The sequence below is a fragment of the Serratia ureilytica genome (genome assembly GCF_013375155.1).
GTDB lineage: Bacteria > Pseudomonadota > Gammaproteobacteria > Enterobacterales > Enterobacteriaceae > Serratia > Serratia ureilytica.
Genome location: NZ_JABXOF010000007.1, coordinates 76,273 through 91,502, shown reverse-complemented (window position 1 = coordinate 91,502; position 15,230 = coordinate 76,273). Strand labels below are relative to the sequence as shown.

General features: G+C 63.3%; 16 protein-coding genes. 1 reads left to right on the top strand and 15 read right to left on the bottom strand.

Annotated features, from left to right (window positions below):
- Positions 1-36: 36 nt before the first annotated feature.
- The 14 genes from HWW83_RS14125 to HWW83_RS14060 all read right to left on the bottom strand — a co-directional run bounded on the left by HWW83_RS14125 (position 37) and on the right by HWW83_RS14060 (position 13,007).
- Positions 37-1,677, bottom strand: coding sequence for a thiamine pyrophosphate-binding protein (locus HWW83_RS14125; RefSeq protein ID WP_025304194.1), 1,641 nt, complete (start codon positions 1,675-1,677; stop codon positions 37-39).
- A 52-nt stretch (positions 1,678-1,729) separates the two neighbouring features.
- Entirely contained in the window at positions 1,730-3,199 is a 1,470-nt protein-coding gene (locus tag HWW83_RS14120; protein ID WP_046687776.1) for an aldehyde dehydrogenase, read from the bottom strand.
- Positions 3,200-3,215: 16 nt separating this feature from the next.
- Entirely contained in the window at positions 3,216-4,010 is a 795-nt protein-coding gene (locus HWW83_RS14115; protein ID WP_047573730.1) for an aspartate dehydrogenase, read from the bottom strand.
- Positions 4,011-4,025: 15 nt separating this feature from the next.
- Entirely contained in the window at positions 4,026-4,820 is a 795-nt protein-coding gene (locus tag HWW83_RS14110) for an SDR family oxidoreductase (protein WP_033644722.1), read from the bottom strand.
- Positions 4,817-5,635: an alpha/beta fold hydrolase gene (locus HWW83_RS14105; RefSeq protein ID WP_046687779.1), complete on the bottom strand. Its 819-nt coding sequence runs from the start codon at positions 5,633-5,635 to the stop codon at positions 4,817-4,819. Before HWW83_RS14105 ends, HWW83_RS14110 begins: the two co-directional genes overlap by 4 nt.
- Complete coding sequence (locus tag HWW83_RS14100; RefSeq protein ID WP_004937634.1) at positions 5,635-6,159, bottom strand: cupin domain-containing protein; 525 nt, start codon at positions 6,157-6,159, stop codon at positions 5,635-5,637. Before HWW83_RS14100 ends, HWW83_RS14105 begins: the two co-directional genes overlap by 1 nt.
- 32 nt (positions 6,160-6,191) lie before the next feature.
- Entirely contained in the window at positions 6,192-7,448 is a 1,257-nt protein-coding gene (locus tag HWW83_RS14095; RefSeq protein WP_176589377.1) for an MFS transporter, read from the bottom strand.
- Between the two features lie 23 nt (positions 7,449-7,471).
- Positions 7,472-8,683: an NAD(P)/FAD-dependent oxidoreductase gene (locus tag HWW83_RS14090; RefSeq protein ID WP_176589376.1), complete on the bottom strand. Its 1,212-nt coding sequence runs from the start codon at positions 8,681-8,683 to the stop codon at positions 7,472-7,474.
- Positions 8,680-9,621, bottom strand: a complete 942-nt coding sequence (locus HWW83_RS14085; RefSeq protein ID WP_033644717.1) for a VOC family protein — start codon at positions 9,619-9,621, stop codon at positions 8,680-8,682. Before HWW83_RS14085 ends, HWW83_RS14090 begins: the two co-directional genes overlap by 4 nt.
- 109 nt (positions 9,622-9,730) lie before the next feature.
- Positions 9,731-10,525 (bottom strand): IclR family transcriptional regulator, encoded by a 795-nt coding sequence (locus HWW83_RS14080; RefSeq protein WP_033639418.1) that lies wholly within the window; start codon positions 10,523-10,525, stop codon positions 9,731-9,733.
- Positions 10,526-10,562: 37 nt separating this feature from the next.
- Positions 10,563-11,318 (bottom strand): SDR family oxidoreductase, encoded by a 756-nt coding sequence (locus HWW83_RS14075; protein ID WP_149542291.1) that lies wholly within the window; start codon positions 11,316-11,318, stop codon positions 10,563-10,565.
- Positions 11,315-12,358, bottom strand: coding sequence for a Rieske 2Fe-2S domain-containing protein (locus HWW83_RS14070; protein WP_033652735.1), 1,044 nt, complete (start codon positions 12,356-12,358; stop codon positions 11,315-11,317). The genes HWW83_RS14075 and HWW83_RS14070 overlap by 4 nt, the downstream gene beginning before the upstream one ends.
- 20 nt (positions 12,359-12,378) lie before the next feature.
- Positions 12,379-12,687: a recombinase-like helix-turn-helix domain-containing protein gene (locus tag HWW83_RS14065; RefSeq protein ID WP_073534198.1), complete on the bottom strand. Its 309-nt coding sequence runs from the start codon at positions 12,685-12,687 to the stop codon at positions 12,379-12,381.
- A gap of 2 nt (positions 12,688-12,689) precedes the next feature.
- Positions 12,690-13,007: a non-heme iron oxygenase ferredoxin subunit gene (locus HWW83_RS14060; RefSeq protein WP_004937614.1), complete on the bottom strand. Its 318-nt coding sequence runs from the start codon at positions 13,005-13,007 to the stop codon at positions 12,690-12,692.
- A gap of 397 nt (positions 13,008-13,404) precedes the next feature.
- Here HWW83_RS14060 and HWW83_RS14055 point away from each other — a divergent pair, with 397 nt between their 5' ends.
- Positions 13,405-14,646, top strand: coding sequence for an MFS transporter (locus HWW83_RS14055; RefSeq protein WP_042785348.1), 1,242 nt, complete (start codon positions 13,405-13,407; stop codon positions 14,644-14,646).
- 110 nt (positions 14,647-14,756) lie between these two features.
- Here the strand turns inward: HWW83_RS14055 and HWW83_RS14050 are convergent, their stop codons facing one another.
- Positions 14,757-14,909, bottom strand: coding sequence for a Hok/Gef family protein (locus HWW83_RS14050; RefSeq protein WP_004937610.1), 153 nt, complete (start codon positions 14,907-14,909; stop codon positions 14,757-14,759).
- Between the last annotated feature and the right edge of the window lie 321 nt (positions 14,910-15,230).

The following is a 15,230-nucleotide window of genomic DNA, read 5'->3' as shown; positions in this document are numbered from 1 at the left end:
AGAACGCCCGGCAACCGCCGGGCGTTTTTTATCGTATCAATACAGGGTTTTCTGCGGCGGCCCGGCGAAGGTCAGCGGCCCGACCTGCTTCATGTCCACCTCAACCACCGACGGCCCCGGGTAGTTGATCGCTTCGGCCAGCACGCCGTTGAACTGCGCCGCCGCCTCGACCTTCCAGGCTTTCAGCCCCATCGCTTCGGCTATTTGAGTAAAGGCCGGCGTATGCAGCTCGTTGTAATACTGGCGCCCGGCGAAATACTTGTCCTGAATGCCGCGCATCACGCCATAGCCGCCGTCGTTCATGATCAGCAGGGTGATGTTCACCTGTTCCTGCGCCATGGTCGCCAGTTCCCCCAGGCCCAGCGCCAAACCGCCATCGCCCACCAGCCCCACCACCTTGCGCTGCGGGTTGGCGATCGCGGTGCCGATCGCCATCGGCAGCCCCATGCCGATAGCACCGGCCAGCGAGTGAATGTTGCACAGCGGCGAGATCGCGCGGAACAAACGGCTGCCCCAGACGCTGCCGGATACGGTGATATCGCGCACCAGCAATCCGTCCTGCGGCAGCGCGGCGTCGATGGCGTCGTTGAGTTTGGCGTATTCACCGGACTGCTGACGCAACGCGCTCTCCGCCTGCTGCACCGCCCCCGCGATCTCGGCATCCCACTCTGCGTTGACCTTCTCGCCGGGGCTCAGCCGCGCCGCCAGCGCGGCCAGCAGCGCCGCACAGTCGCCATTGATCTGCTCATCGGCCAGGTAGTTGCGGTTGGCCGCCGCCGGATCGATGTCAATTTGCACCAGCGGGCGCGGCAGCGGCAGCGTCCAGGTGCGAGTTTCATTACTGCGCAGCCGTGAACCGGCCACCAGCGTCAGGTCGCACTGCGTCAGGATAGCCTCGATGCTCGGCGAGTTGTGGAACGCCCGCAGGCTGCGCGGATGGCTGTCCGGCAGAATGCCACGCCCGTGGGTGCTGGAGATCACCGCCACGCCGGCGTCCGCCAGCTTGCGCACCGCATCGCCGCAGGCCAACGCGCCGCCGCCCAGCCACAGCAACGGGCGCTTGGCCTGTTTCAGCCGCTGATGCAGCCGCTCCACCGCCGCATCGTCCGCCTTCGGCAGCGGCGCCGGCGCCAATGCTTCGGTCAGCACCGAGCGGGAAACCAGGCTGCTTTGGATATCGATCGGGATCTCGACCGCCACCGGGCCGCAGGGCACGGTTTGCGCATCCAGGATCGCTCGCTGGATCACCGCCACCGCCTGTTCCGGCGAATTGACCCGGTAGGCGCGCTTGGAGCAGGCGCGCAGAAAACCGAGCTGATCGCGGGTTTCATGAATAAACCCGGCGTCAGCGTCCAGATAGGCTTTTTCTACCTGGCCGGTGATATGCAACAGCGGCGTGTTGGCGTTAAGCGCTTCAATCATCGCCCCCACCGCGTTGCCCGCGCCGGCGCCGGTGCTGGTCAACGCCACGCCCAGGCCGGAGAAGCGCCCATGCGCATCGGCCATGGTGACCGCGCCCGCTTCGCCGCGCGCCGGCACGAAACGAATTTTATCGCGCTGCCCCACCGCATCGGCGATCGGCAGATTATGAATCGAAATGATGCCGTACATCGCCGACACCGCGTACTGTTCCAGAGTCCGGGCTATCGCCTCGCCAACCGTGATTTTATCGCTCATCATCTGCCTTCTTAGGGTAGTCGTTATTAGGGTTATGCGTAGAGGTGTTGGCCTAGTCGCTCCAGCGGTTCACCTGATGGCTCAGCGCCAGATACACGCTTTTCTGCTGCATGTAGGCCTTGATGCCGTTCAGGCCCTTTTCGCGGCCCAGCCCGCTTTCTTTGAAACCGCCGAACGGCGTGGAAATCGAGAACGTTTTGTAGGTGTTGACCCAGACGGTGCCGGTTTCCAGCCGCTCCGCCAGCGCCATCGCCCGCGGGAAATCGCGGCTCCAGATGCCGGCCGCCAGGCCGTACACCGAGTCGTTGGCCTGTTCGATCAGCTGTCGCTCGTCGTCGAACGGCAGCGCCACCAGCACCGGCCCGAAGATCTCCTCCTGGCAGACGCGGGCGTCGTTGTTTAAACCTTCAATAATGGTCGGCAGGTAATAGCTGCCGCTCGCCAGTTGCGGATCGGCCGGCGCTTCACCGCCGATGACCACCCGGCCGCCCTCCTGCCGCGCCAGCGCCACGTAGTCCGCCACGCTTTGCCGGTGTTTGGCGCTGATCAGCGGGCCGAGATGCACGCCCGGCACCAGCGGGTTGCCGATGCGCAGCCCCGCCGTCAGTTCGGTCAAGCGCGCCAGCAGCGGCTGATACAGCGAACGATGCACGAACAACCGCGAGCCGGCGATGCAGGCCTGCCCGGCGGAGCTGAAAATGCCGTAGCAGATGCCGCGCGCCGCCTGCTCAAGATCGGCGTCCTCCAGCACGATGGTCGGCGATTTGCCCCCCAATTCCAGCGAGGTGGAGATCAGCTTGTCGGCGGCGATGTGCGCCAAATGGCGCCCGGTGCTGGTCCCGCCGGTAAAGGCGATCTTTTTCACCAGCGGATGGCGCGCCAACGCCTCGCCGATCACCGAACCTTTGCCCGGCAGCACGCTGAGCAGCCCGGCAGGAAGCCCCGCCTGTTCGAACAGCTCGGCCAGCTTTAGCGCCATCAGCGGCGTGGCTTCGGCCGGTTTGAGCACCACGGCGTTGCCCGCCGCCAGCGCCGGCGCCACCTTCTGCATTTCGCTGGCGATCGGTGAGTTCCACGGCGTGATGGCGGCGATCACCCCCATCGGTTGATACTGACTGAGCGTCATCACTTCGGCGCTGCGCGGGGTCGGCAGCTCGCCTTCCAACACCTCGCAAGCGGCGGCGAAGTAACGCGCGGTCGCTGCCGCGCTGGCCACCAGGCCGCGGGTTTCCGCCAGCGGTTTGCCGTTGTCGCGCGTCTGCAGCTCGGCCAGCTGTTCCTGCTGCGCCAGAATCAGGTTGCTGACGCGGTAGAGAATTGAGGCGCGTTGGTGCGGCACCAGCCCACGCCATTCCGGCGCGCGCCAGGCCTTTTCCGCCGCCTCAACCGCCTCGTTGACATCCTCGACGTTAGCGGCGCGCAGCCGCGCGTTGACGCTGCCGTCGGCCGGGAATACCGAAGCCATCTCTTCGCCGCGCCCTTCACGCCAGCGCCCGGCGACAAAAATATTCAATCGTTCCATGCTCCGCTCCTGCCGTTCAGGCAATAAAACCGCCGTCCACCAGACGGCGGCAGGCTTGTACCGCGCTCAGCGCCGCCAGGGTTGATGTTTTGGGATTGCTCGCCAGCGGGGTGCCGCTCAGCTCGATGTGAAACTCGCCAAAGTCGCCGCATACCTGCAGCCAATGGGTATTGCGCCGGGTGGCGGGATCGACCTGCAGGCGCACCCGAGTGGCATCCATCCCCAGGCCGTTGAGCGCAATGGTGGCCGCCACGTTGGCGTTGGCCGGGAATAAACGCGCCGCTTCACGCGCCGACCCTTCAAAAAATACCTGCGCTTCACGCACCGCATCGAGATCGATCAGCTGCTCCGCCGGGCTGCCGCGCCAGCTGGCCGGGCTCTTGCTGGCCTGATAGGTCACGCTTTCCAGCCCGCCTTCGCGCGCCGACGCCAGCCCGTCCATGCCCGCCACCGCGCCGGACAGCACGATCAGCTGCCCGTGATGGCTGCGGCAGGCCTGCTGCAACCGCTGTTGCAATGCGGCGTCCGCCAGCGCGCCGGTCGAGATCAGCGCCAGCGGCCAGCCGCGCTGCAGCACCGCTTCGCCAAACTCCGCCACCGCCTGCTGGCTGGCGCACTCCAGCACCAGATCCGGCCGCTGCGAACACTGCTCCGGATGGGTCAGTGCCTGCACGCGCCCAGCAAAAGCCTCATCGATCGCCGCATGATGAGCTGCGCGCGCCAGGATCCAGCCGACCTCCACGCCTTCAGGCAAACGGGCGATCACTTCCTTCGCCATCGCGCCATAGCCAATCATCATGATCTTCTTCATCTTTTTCGGCCCCTGTTACACATGGCGGTTAAAGCCGCCGGAAACGTCCAGCGCCGCGCCGGTGGTAAAGGAAGCCAGCGGCGAAGCGAGGAACAGCAGCGCCTGCGCCGGTTCCTGCGGCTTGCCGAGGCGCTTCATCGGGATGCCGCGGCGTTCGGCGATCGCCGCCGTCCACTGCTCCCAGCTTTGATCTTTATCGCTGCGATCGTCGAAACGGCGGCGCCATTGGCCCGACTCCACCATCCCCAGCAAGATCGAGTTAACCCGAATGCCTTTGCCCACCAGCTCTTTCGACAGCGTCAACGTCATATTGAGCAGCGCGGCGCGCGCCGCCGAGGTGGCGATCATGTGTTCTTCCGGCTGCAGCGCCAGCAGCGAGTTCACGCAGGTGATAGACGCGATATCCGATCGTTCCAGCGCCGGTAAAAACGCCTGCACCGGGTTGATCACGCCGAACAGCTTCAGCTCTGCCTCATGCAGCCAGGCTTCGCGCGGCGTCTGGTCAAAGTGGGCGACGAAGCCCTGACCGGCGTTGTTGATCAGCAGATCCACGCCGCCGAAACGCGCCGTCACCTGAGCGGCGAACTGCGCCACCTGCTGCGCATCCAGCACGTCGCAGCGCAGCGCCAGGATCTCCGCCTGCGGGAAGTCCGCGCGCAGGCTGGCCTCCGCGCCGGCCAGTTTGTCCGGATCGCGGCCGCAGAACGCCACCTTCGCCCCTTCGGCCAGCAGCAGTTTCAGGGTTTCGAAACCGATGCCCGATGAGCCGCCGGTCACCACCGCCACCCGATCCTCAAGCTGAAAATTCATCGTTGGATTGCTCCCGTAAAATCCCGCAGATAGCGGTTGAAACACGCCGGCGCATCGAGGTAGCTGGCGTGACCGGCGGCGGCAATCAGGCGCAGCGTCGCGTCTTGCTCACGCGCCAGCTCGGCCGCCTTCTCCGGCGGCGTAATGCGATCCTGTTCACCGCACCACACTTCCAGCGGGCCGCGATAGCGCGCCAGATAGCGGCCAATATCATCGTTGGCCAGCATCCAGGCGGCACTCAGAAAACCGTCGGGATCGAGCTGCTGCATGCCGTTACGCACCCAGGCGATATCCTGCGGATCCGCACCTTCGCGCAGCAAGGCCGCCGCCCGCTGCTCGCCGTAGCCCACCGGCCCCAGCGTCTCCATCATCTGTTGGCGCTGGCCGTACACCTGTCGGCGTTTTTCCTCCGGCGCCGCGGCATAGCCCTGCGCCGGATCCGCCAACACCAGCCCACATAGCCCGTCCGGATAGCCGGCGGCGTAGGCGCTGCCGATCAGCGCTCCCAGCGAATGGCCGACGATCAGCGGCTGCGCCAGCTGCAGCTCATCAATCAGCGCCGCCAACGCCGCCGCATAACCGGCGGCGTCAGCCTGCGGATCCGCCAACGGCAGGCTGCCGCCGTAGCCCGGCGCGTCCCACGCCAACAGACGATGGCCGTCCGTCAGGCCGCTGTCGTTAAACTGCTTGATCCACGAGGCGGATCCGGAACTGATGCCGTGCAGCAACACCACCGGCCGCCCCTGCCCGGCCTCGCGCCAGCTCAGGGTATACGCCCCGCAGCGCGCCCGTTGGCGTTGCGCCAGGCCGTTCATCAGTTACGCTTCACTTTGGACAGCGGGTGGTCCGCCGGATAAGTCGGGATCTCCGGCTTGGCGGTGCCGAGCATCACGCACATCAGCGCCTCTTCCTCGCCGTGATTGAACAGGCCGCGATACACGCCCGCCGGCACCGAGATCAAATCGCGCTCTTTCAGCCTGGTTTCGTAATACTCTTCGCCATCCTGGATCATCAGCGTGATGCTGCCTTTCAGCATGAAAAACACTTCTTCCACGTCGTCGTGCAGGTGCAACGGGCCCTCGCACTTCGACGGCAACACCATGGTGGAGAAGGTGAAATTGCCCGCCGGAATGGTGTTGGCGTCGCTGGCCACGCCGGTGGCGCCGGTGCCGATGTAGCGCATCTGCGCACGGCGGTATTTCGGGTCGAAATCGGCCTGGAATTTCAGCGCGTTCCAGTCGTATTTGCGGCCTTCGAAACGAGCGATGCGCGACTCCACCCAGTTTTCCATCGACAGATCCTGCGGCTTGACGCCGGCTTTGTTCTCAACCTGAGACATGTTGTCACTCCTCTGTTGAAACGATTGATTAATCAGTACTTTCTCAGCAACGGCAGCAGAATGAGGCAGCCGACGAACGCCATCACCACCAGGAACAGCAGGCCGTTATCCATATTGCCGGTGGCGGCGATCAACGCTCCCATCAGCACCGGCGCCAGCGCGCCGGCAAAATTGCCCAGTCCATTGAAAATGCCGCCGGCGGTGGCGCTGACCTTGCTGCTGGTCGCCTTCGCCAACAGCGCGAAAATATTCGGCGCGCCGGCGCCCCACATAAAGGTGCTGAAAGCCATGGCGGCGATCACGCTGTAAGTGCCCTGCAGGTGCAGCACCACCGCCAGGCCAAGGCCGGCGCCGCACAGCGACAGGAAGCAGGCCAGCGCGCGCCGATCCAACTTGTCCGACAGCCAGGCGCCCAGCACTTCACCGAGCAGCATGGCGATGAACGGCAGCGAAGAGAGGTAACCGGCATGTTCCAGATGAATGCCTTTGCCCTTGATCAGATAGCTCGGCAACCAGCCGTTCATGCCCCACAGGTAGGTCAGGAAGGCGATATTGAACAGGCAAATCATCCAGAAATGCGGGCTGCGCAACAGCTCGCGGCGATGCTGTTGGCGTTCGGACACCGCCGGCTTGGCCGCCGCCGCCGGACGCGCGACGTTCAGGTGGCGCATGCCGAACAGCACCAGCAACATCACCGGCAGCGTCAGAAACGCCATAAAGAAGAAGGTGGCCTGCCAGTCGAAGGTATTGAGGATGTACAGGGTGACCGGGAAGCCGAGCGCGGCCCCGAGCGGCGTGCCGAGCAGCCACAGCATGGTGGCGCGCGCCTGCAGCTGCGGCGGGAAGGCCTGACGAATAATGGCGTAGGCCATCGGCAGCAGCGGCCCTTCGGCGATGCCGAGCAGAATGCGCAGCGTCATCATGGCGTGATAGGAGCGCACCAGCCCCATCAACACCATCAGCACGCCCCATACCACCATCATGCCAATCAATACTTTGACCGGATTAAGCCGATCGCCGATGCCGCTGAGCAGCATCGAGGAGATGCCGTAGGAGAACAGAAACGCGCTCATCAGCAACCCCAGCCGCGCCGGGTCAAAACCGATGCCCAGCGCCTGCTGAAACTCGGCCTCGGAAAACAGCGCCGCGATGCTGATTTTGTCGAAAAACGCCAGCAGCACGCAGGCGAACAGCGCGATCGGCACCGACCAGCGCACCCGCTGCTGCGGATTTTCGGCAACGTTTTCCCCCGCCCGTCCAGCGCGGGCGTCAATGTCTTGCGTAGTCATAAAACGCTCCCGAGGTTCGGGCGTTATTTCAACGCCATCAAAGAAAACTCCGCATCCGCCAGCTGCTGCGGATCCAGCACCCGGCCGCTCGCCAGCCAACGCTTGCCGAGCTTGATGGTGCGCGCGTCGTTGAACGCCACCATCTGCACCAGCTGCCGATCGGCGTTCAGCGTGAAGAACACCTGCGACTGCGGCGTGCGGCGCACCACATGGTGCACGCCGCCGCTCGGCACGCCGAGGATCTGGATATTGACGTCGTATTGATCCGACCAAAGCCAGGCCACGTCGTCATACGGAGCGGCGAAGGCGTCGAGCATTGCGCAGGCGGTGCTGATGGCCTGATTTTGCGCGTAGGCCCAGGACTGCAGGCACAGGCCGAGCGTCGGGTGGCGCGCCACATCGCCGGCGGCGAAGATCGCCGGATGGCTGGTGCGCCCCTGGCCGTCGACCACAATGCCGGACTCGATAGCCAGCCCGGCGCTGCGCGCCAGTTCGAGATTCAGCTCGACGCCGATCCCCACCACCACCAGGTCGAAGGCCTGCGGATCGCTGACTTCGCTGCCGATCCAGGCGGCGCCGTCGCGATCTTCCAGCGAGATCTCACCGCAGCCGCACAACACCGTCACGCCCTGCCGGCGATGCAGTTCGAGCAACGCCTGTGAGACATCGGCGCCGACGCTGCGCATGCACAGCGCAGGCTGGCGCTCAAACACCGTCACCTCAACGCCGAGACGGCGCGCAGAAGCGGCGATCTCCAGCCCGATCCAACCGCCGCCGACGATCGCCAGACGACGGCAACTCTGCAGGCCCTGCCGCAACCGGGCCGCATCATCCCAGGAACGCAGCGTCATCACGCGCGGGTGCTGCGCCCAAGCGGCGCCCGGCAAACGCGGCCGCCCGCCGGTGGCGATCAGCAATTGCTCGAACTGCAGCCGTTGCCCGTCGCTGAGCGTGACGATTTGCTGTTCGGCATCGATAGACTCGGCGCGCAGCGGGCGACGCCAGTCGATGTTCAGCTCCGCCACCGCCTGTTCGCTGAACAGCCGACTGAGGGGAGCCACGGCATCCAGCAGCGCCGCTTTCGACAGCGGCGGCCGCTCGTAAAAATCGTAGGGTTCGTCGCTTATCACCGTCAGCCGGCCGCTGTATCCCCGGTCACGCAGCGTCTTGGCCGCCCAACCGCCGGCCTGGCCGCCGCCGACGATGACAATACCCGCCTGTTCCGGCCGGTTCATAACGCCTCCGCCTTTTTATGCTGGCGGCGAGTATCGTGATCGATGCCGCCTTCTACCGCCCATTCGGTGAAGGAGACCAGCGAATGTTCCAGCTCGCGCGGCTGCCAGTTTTCCGTCAGATAATCGTCGTTGGTGTAGTACTCGAACGCGCCGCCGGTCGGGCTGTTGACGTACCAGAAATACGCCGAGGAAATCGGGTGGCGGCCAGGGCCGATGAAGGTGCTCCACTGCTCTTTGTTCATGGCGATGCCGCCGCCGATCACTTCATGGATATCGCGCACGGTGAACGCCACATGGTTCAGGCCGCGTGGGCGGTTAGGCAGCTTCAGCAGGAACAGATTATGGTGGCCGCCGCGCGCCTGGGTGCGCAGGAAGACGGCGCGATCGATATAGCGATCGGAAACCTGGAAATCCAACAGCTCGCGGTAGAAACGCTCGGTCGCCGCCAGATCGTCAACGAAGAACACCACGTGGCCGATATTGATCGGCTGCGCCTGCGAATAGACCGGGCTGGGTTGATCGATGCGGCGCACGTCGCCCCACTGGTTGATCGGCGTGACCGGCACCTCGACCGCCTGCTGGCGGCTGACGACGAAGCGCAGCGTCATGCCGTTGGGATCGCGGCATTCCAGCTCTTCCCCCACCTGACGAAAGCCGGGCATCAACGCCAAACGCGGCTGCAGACGCGCCAGATCCGCGGGCGATGCCACGCCCCAGGTCATGCGTCGCAGGGTGGAACCGCCTTCAAACGCCGCAGGCAGCGCCGCGCTTTGCAACGGGTGCAGAACGACCCGCGCCCCGCTCAGGGTAGTGAATTCGCGCTGCGGTTCGCCCCAATGTTGCGTGGCGGGCTGCAGGCCAAAGTCATGCATGAATTTTTCGCAGGTTGGCAGATCTTCGACGCCAAACTCCAGTTTTTCGATTCCGATTACGCTCATTGCTCAGCCTCACGTTCTCGCTGTATACGGTTTTCAGGCATGACTGAACCCCGGCCCCTGTTTGCTGTGGGCCTTATCCCTGCCTGAGTGAAAGAGTCGGTCCTGTCGGTTAGCCGACGTTGGCCTGCGGCGGCGCGCCGAGGAAGCCGGAAATTTTCTCCGCCGCATCGCGCACTTCCATGCGCAGCCGCTCGCGATCCGCTTTCGGGATCTCATCGGACGGCACCATGATGCTGACCACCGCCTCGACCCGCTGCTCACGGTTGAAGATCGGGTAGACGATCGAGGAGATGCCGTGGCGGAAGAATGATTCGCCGATCACATAGCCGCGCGCCTTGTCTTGCTGCACCATCTGCCACAGCGTTTCGCGATCCGCCGGGGTGCCCGGCGCGTTGCCCGGCAGCTGCTCGTCCGGATAGAGTTGTTCGAACTCGCTGCGGGTGGCGCTGGTCAACAACATGCGGCCAAGCGAGGTTTGGTGCACCGGCAAACGGGTGCCGACGCTGACCTGATTGATCTGAGAACCGGCGGCGCTGACGCGGGCGATATAGATCACGTCGCGCCCGTCGCGGATCGCCAGATGGCTGCTGCACTGGCTGCGATCGCGCAGCTGTTCGATCACCGGCTGGCCGGCCTGCGCGACGTCCAGCGACGCGATGTATTCGAAGCCGAGACGCAGCACCTTGATGCCCAGCGCGAAGGTATTGGTGCGCGGATTGCGCTCCAGAAAGCCCAGGTGCTCGAGCGTCTGCACCACGCGGTAGGCGGTGGCCTTCGGCATATCAACCAGGCGATGCAACTCGGCAAAGGTCATTTCCTTATGCTGCTCGCCAAACGCCAGCAGCAACTGCAATCCGCGATCCAGTCCCGGGATCAGATACTTACATGCTTGCTCGTCCGCCATCTCTCGCTCCTGCGCTGTGCGCCTGCCCTGCGGGCCGTCAGTTGAATACGAAGCCGCCGTTGACCGGCAGCAGTTGGCCGGTGACGAAATCCGCCAACGGCGACAGCAGATAAAGCACCGTGCCGTTCACATCGTCCGGATGCTGCGCCCCGGCCAGCGCGCGCCCCTGCTCATACAGCTGATGGCGCTCGGCGGGCACATACTCGGTGGCTTCCACCCGCGTCAGGCCCGGCGCAATAGCGTTGACGCAGATGCCCTGCGGGCCCAGCTCGCGCGCCATCGATCTCGTCATCGCGATCACCGCGCCTTTGCTGGCGACATAGGCCATCAGGCGCGGCGCGCCCCACAGCGCGGTGTCCGACGCCACGTTGACGATCTTGGCGTGCGGGTTGCGCGCCAGCAGCGGCACTGCCGCCTGGCTCACCAACCAGGTACCGCGCACGTTGATCTGCATTACCCGATCCCACAGATCGATGTCGTATTCCATCATGGTTTTACCGCCGACGCCGGTCGCCAGCGCCGCGTTGTTCACCAGCCCGTCGATCCCGCCGCCTGTGGCGATCTTCTCGAACGCCGAACGGATCGAATCCGGTGAGGCCAGATCGATGATTTGCGTTTCTACCTGAGCGCCCTGCTCGCGCAGCGCGGCGCCGCTCGCCGCCAGCTCATCCGCCAAAATGTCGCACATCACCACCTGCGCGCCGGCAGCGGCAATGGCGGCGGCGAAGCTGTAGCCCAGACCGCGCGCCGCGCCGGTGACCACGATGCGCTTGCCGTTCAGCAGGCCGTTCACTGCGCCGCCTCCCGCTCGCGCAGCGTCGCCAGCTGTTTTTGCGCCTCTTTCTGCATCAGGCGGCGCAGGCGCGACAGACCGACGTCGTGCTGGTACAGGTATTCGCGGCCACGGGCGTTAGGCGCCATGTTTTCAAGCACGATGCGATCCTGCTCGAGGACGTCCCAATGCAATGATTCCAGGCGATTGCGATACATGAAGCGCCACATGTCGCGCTGCCAGTCTTTGACCTTACGGATGCGCCAGAAGAATACCCGGCAGTGATCCTTGTCTTCCGGCACCACCATGCCGATGATCCAGAAGTGGCCGCCCGGCCCGAAACGTTTTTTGTACGGGATCGACAGACGCATCCAATACGCGCCGCTGTTGCCGAACTCCACCCAGTCGAAGTTGACGCCGATCTGGCCGTTTTTCTTGAAGATAAACCCGCTGTCGGTCGGCTCCAGCCCCATGTCCGCCTTGCGATCCCCTTCCGCCATCGAGTGCGAGGAAGAGTGCAGGTAGGTGCCGTGCATCGGATCCATCACGTTTTCCAGGGCGTATTGGTAGTTGCAGTTCCAACTGGCGGTACACAAGAAGTGGCTGTACGACGCTTCGTCCGCCAGCTCTTGCGGGAAAGTCAGCTCCGCCGGCGCTTCATCCGCCGTCACGCCAAAATAGAGGAACACCGCGCCGTAGGCTTCTTTGGCCGGGTAAGCGCGCAGGCATTTTTGCCCCACCAGCGGGCAGCGATCCACCGCCGGCACGTCTTTCACCGTCCCGTCGCCGCCGACTTCCACCCCGTGATACCAGCAGGCGATGCGATCGCCGAGGTTCCACCCCATGGAAAGCCGCGCGCCACGGTGCGGGCAGCGATCTTCCAGCGCATGGATCTGGCCTTCACCGTCGCGCCACACCACGATTTGCTGCTCAAGGCGGGTGATGCCGACCGGGTTGTTGCCTACTTCCCAACTGGCCAGCACCGGATACCACATGCCGCGCAGCCCCTGGTCAAGATAGTCCTGCAAGCTCTGTTCGGAGGATGTTGTGTTTGCTGTCATTGTCTTCTCCCGGATGTGGCTCAGAAACCGTTAACGTGAAGGAATTCGCGGAACGTCGCCTCATTCCACGGTTGGCCGCTGCGATCGAACAGGCGGCGCTGATTCAACGCGCTGACGATCTGCTCCAGCTCTTCCGCCCCCTGCTCGAAGATCGTTTCCAGCGCCGCCACCAGCGCGGTTTCGAAACCGTCCGGCACCCGGGCGCGGTTTTGCCAGATGACATTGCGGAACTGGCCCGGCTGATGGATTTGGCCGTTGCCGCCTTCGCGGGCCGGCGTCACCTGTTGGGTGTCCGGCAGCCAGGGATTGAAATCGGTGATGTGCTGCATGATTACTCCTCCGCGATAAAGGTGATCTGGATTTGGTTGTCGACCACCCGGGTGGGATAGGTTTGCAGATCGCGGCCGCCCGGCTCACGCAGGCACTGGCCGGTGCGCACGTCAAACAGCGCTTCGTGCAGTGGGCACTCAACCTTGCCGTCGTCTACAAACCCCTGGCTGAGCAAGGCGTAAGCATGCGGACAGACGTCTTCCAGCGCATAGTAGTTACCGTCGAGCAGGTAAACCCCGATCTCTTTGCCTTCCACTTTGCCGGAGAAAGGAAAATCTTCTTTCACCTGAGACACTTCGCACACATTCTTCCAGCTCATTGCTTTTATCCTCTATCTGATTGTTTCATATATGAAACTCAGTTTCTTATTTAATACAGCCACTATAAGTCTGGCGAAACTTTCGTCAAGCGAGCGGAACGGCAAATGTTAATGAAAGGTTGTTTAAAAATGACAAATGCGGGAAGGATCACGAAATCATGCACCGATATGAAAAACCTATGTCAGTTGTGCGCTCCCTAGCTAATTTATGGCAAAAAATGCGTTGATCCCGGCGGCGTATTGCGCGTAAAAGAGTGCTCTCGCTGTCTTTTACACCCAATTTTATAACAATAAATTTACATAAATCGGCCTCATCCCCGCGTTTGCGCGTAATGGCCTCCGCGGATCAGTTTACTGCTGCCTGAATTCGTCAACCGCTCGCACTGAGGAACGCGCCGTGCAACAACGTCAACGCTGGTTTGGGGTGATTGCCCTGTTGTTTCTGATCGTTATCGCCTATGCGGATCGGGTTAATATCGCCGTGATGTTGGTCAATCCCGACTTCCTGCAACACTTTCAACTCGGCGGTGACCGCGCCCATCAGGGCACGCTGATGACGGTGTTTTTACTCGGTTACGGCCTGTCCGCCATGTTGCTGACGCCGTTTCTGGAAACGCTGATGGGTTACCGCCGCGCGCTGACGCTGAGCGTCGTGCTGTGGGCGCTGCTCACCGCCGCGTCGCCGCTGGCGGGATCGCTGCTGTTGCTGTGCGCGGTGCGCGCGCTGCTTGGCGTCAGCGAAGGACCGCTATTCTCGCTCAAGACCATGTACATCAGCGATCATTTCGCCGCCGACGAACGCGGCAAACCCAACGCGGTCAGCGCGCTGGGCGTCTCGTTGGGGCTGGTGATCGGCTTTCCGCTGGTGAGTTTTCTGATGGCGCACTTCGGGTGGGCGATGTCGTTTCACCTGCTGGCGCTGCTCAACCTGCTGTTGGGCCTGGCGCTGGTGCGGCTGTTCGTTCATCCGCTCGCCTTACCCTCATCTTCACGCCCCGCCGATCCTCAGCCGGTGTTGAGCCGCGTCTGGCACACCTTCGCGCTGGCCTGGCGCACGCCGATGCTCGGTTGGATCTTGCTGATCGAGATCGCCACGCTCAGCTATCTGTGGGGGTCCAGCGCCTGGCTGCCGGCCTATCTGACCGATGAAAAAGGATTCTCCATCAAGCAGATGGGGTGGATGGCCGCACTGCCTTTCATCGTCAGCATCGCCTCAAAATACCTCGGCGGCGTGCTGCTCGATCGTATCCGCCCCTATCAGGCGCCGCTGATCTTCGTCTTTGGCGGCGCGGCGACCGCGCTGTGCATCTATGGCGTAATGAACAGCCATCAGCTTGGCTGGATCGCGTTCTTCCTGCTGGCGGCCAACGCCTGTTGGGGCGCGCAAGGCGCGGCGATCCCCACGCTGCTGCAGCATTATGCGCGGCCGGAGGCGGTCGGCAGCGCCTATGGGCTGATCAACGGCATCGGCAATCTGTTCTCGGCGTTCGTGCCGATGGCGATGGGCATGGTGATGGCCAGCCAGGGCAAGGTATCCTCGGGCTTTGCGGTACTGATCGCCTCGCAGCTGCTGACGCTGCTGGCGGGCGGCGCACTGTTTGGCCGCATGTTGCTGGCGCGCCAGGTGAAGCGGGCATAGCCTGTTCCCGCACCGTTGCGGCAGAGAAAGCCAATGGCCTTGAGAGGGTGCTCATGGATCTGGACGCCAACAACCAGCAGACGGGGGACATCCCCCGTCGCCGGGTTGCCTTACCGTTCGGATTCGTAAGCCAAAATGGCCGCAACCTCCGTAGTGCCCGATCGGATCCGCAGCTCGCACAGCGTGCTACGGGTTATCCATGCCAGTGATATTACCGTGGCACAAATAACCACCAGTTTTAACAGGCTCCGTTTGTTCGGCATCATGCCTTCTTCTCCTTGCCTCGCGGCGGGTAAGAGGCTAACTTAACGTTGCTGGCGTTAGAGTAGGCCTCGGGTTGATGAATATCGACTCGGGGCTTTTCTCTTTGTACCTTTCACGCAGGCTCTAGATACAAAGATCCAGAGCACCCGCCCGCAGTATATTCATCCTCCCCGTTATCCCGGTTCCTTTTTACTGACTCCGTTTCATTTCTGCGCAAAATTGCGCAAAGGCGTTGCAACAGACTGAAAATCGCCGCACGGATGGCGACAAATGAAATAAAAAAAGCGGCCCCCATACGATGGGAGCCGCTTTTTCAGCGA

Bases quoted from the DNA above. Each gene is read 5' to 3' on its own strand.
- HWW83_RS14070 (WP_033652735.1), bottom strand. From the start codon at position 12,358: ATGACAGCAAACACAACATCCTCCGAACAGAGCTTGCAGGACTATCTT.
- HWW83_RS14085 (WP_033644717.1), bottom strand. From the start codon at position 9,621: ATGAGCGTAATCGGAATCGAAAAACTGGAGTTTGGCGTCGAAGATCTG.
- HWW83_RS14125 (WP_025304194.1), bottom strand. From the start codon at position 1,677: ATGAGCGATAAAATCACGGTTGGCGAGGCGATAGCCCGGACTCTGGAA.
- HWW83_RS14090 (WP_176589376.1), bottom strand. From the start codon at position 8,683: ATGAACCGGCCGGAACAGGCGGGTATTGTCATCGTCGGCGGCGGCCAG.
- HWW83_RS14065 (WP_073534198.1), bottom strand. From the start codon at position 12,687: ATGCAGCACATCACCGATTTCAATCCCTGGCTGCCGGACACCCAACAG.
- HWW83_RS14120 (WP_046687776.1), bottom strand. From the start codon at position 3,199: ATGGAACGATTGAATATTTTTGTCGCCGGGCGCTGGCGTGAAGGGCGC.
- HWW83_RS14060 (WP_004937614.1), bottom strand. From the start codon at position 13,007: ATGAGCTGGAAGAATGTGTGCGAAGTGTCTCAGGTGAAAGAAGATTTT.
- HWW83_RS14115 (WP_047573730.1), bottom strand. From the start codon at position 4,010: ATGAAGAAGATCATGATGATTGGCTATGGCGCGATGGCGAAGGAAGTG.
- HWW83_RS14080 (WP_033639418.1), bottom strand. From the start codon at position 10,525: ATGGCGGACGAGCAAGCATGTAAGTATCTGATCCCGGGACTGGATCGC.
- HWW83_RS14100 (WP_004937634.1), bottom strand. From the start codon at position 6,159: ATGTCTCAGGTTGAGAACAAAGCCGGCGTCAAGCCGCAGGATCTGTCG.
- HWW83_RS14105 (WP_046687779.1), bottom strand. From the start codon at position 5,635: ATGAACGGCCTGGCGCAACGCCAACGGGCGCGCTGCGGGGCGTATACC.
- HWW83_RS14050 (WP_004937610.1), bottom strand. From the start codon at position 14,909: ATGCCGAACAAACGGAGCCTGTTAAAACTGGTGGTTATTTGTGCCACG.
- HWW83_RS14095 (WP_176589377.1), bottom strand. From the start codon at position 7,448: ATGACTACGCAAGACATTGACGCCCGCGCTGGACGGGCGGGGGAAAAC.
- HWW83_RS14110 (WP_033644722.1), bottom strand. From the start codon at position 4,820: ATGAATTTTCAGCTTGAGGATCGGGTGGCGGTGGTGACCGGCGGCTCA.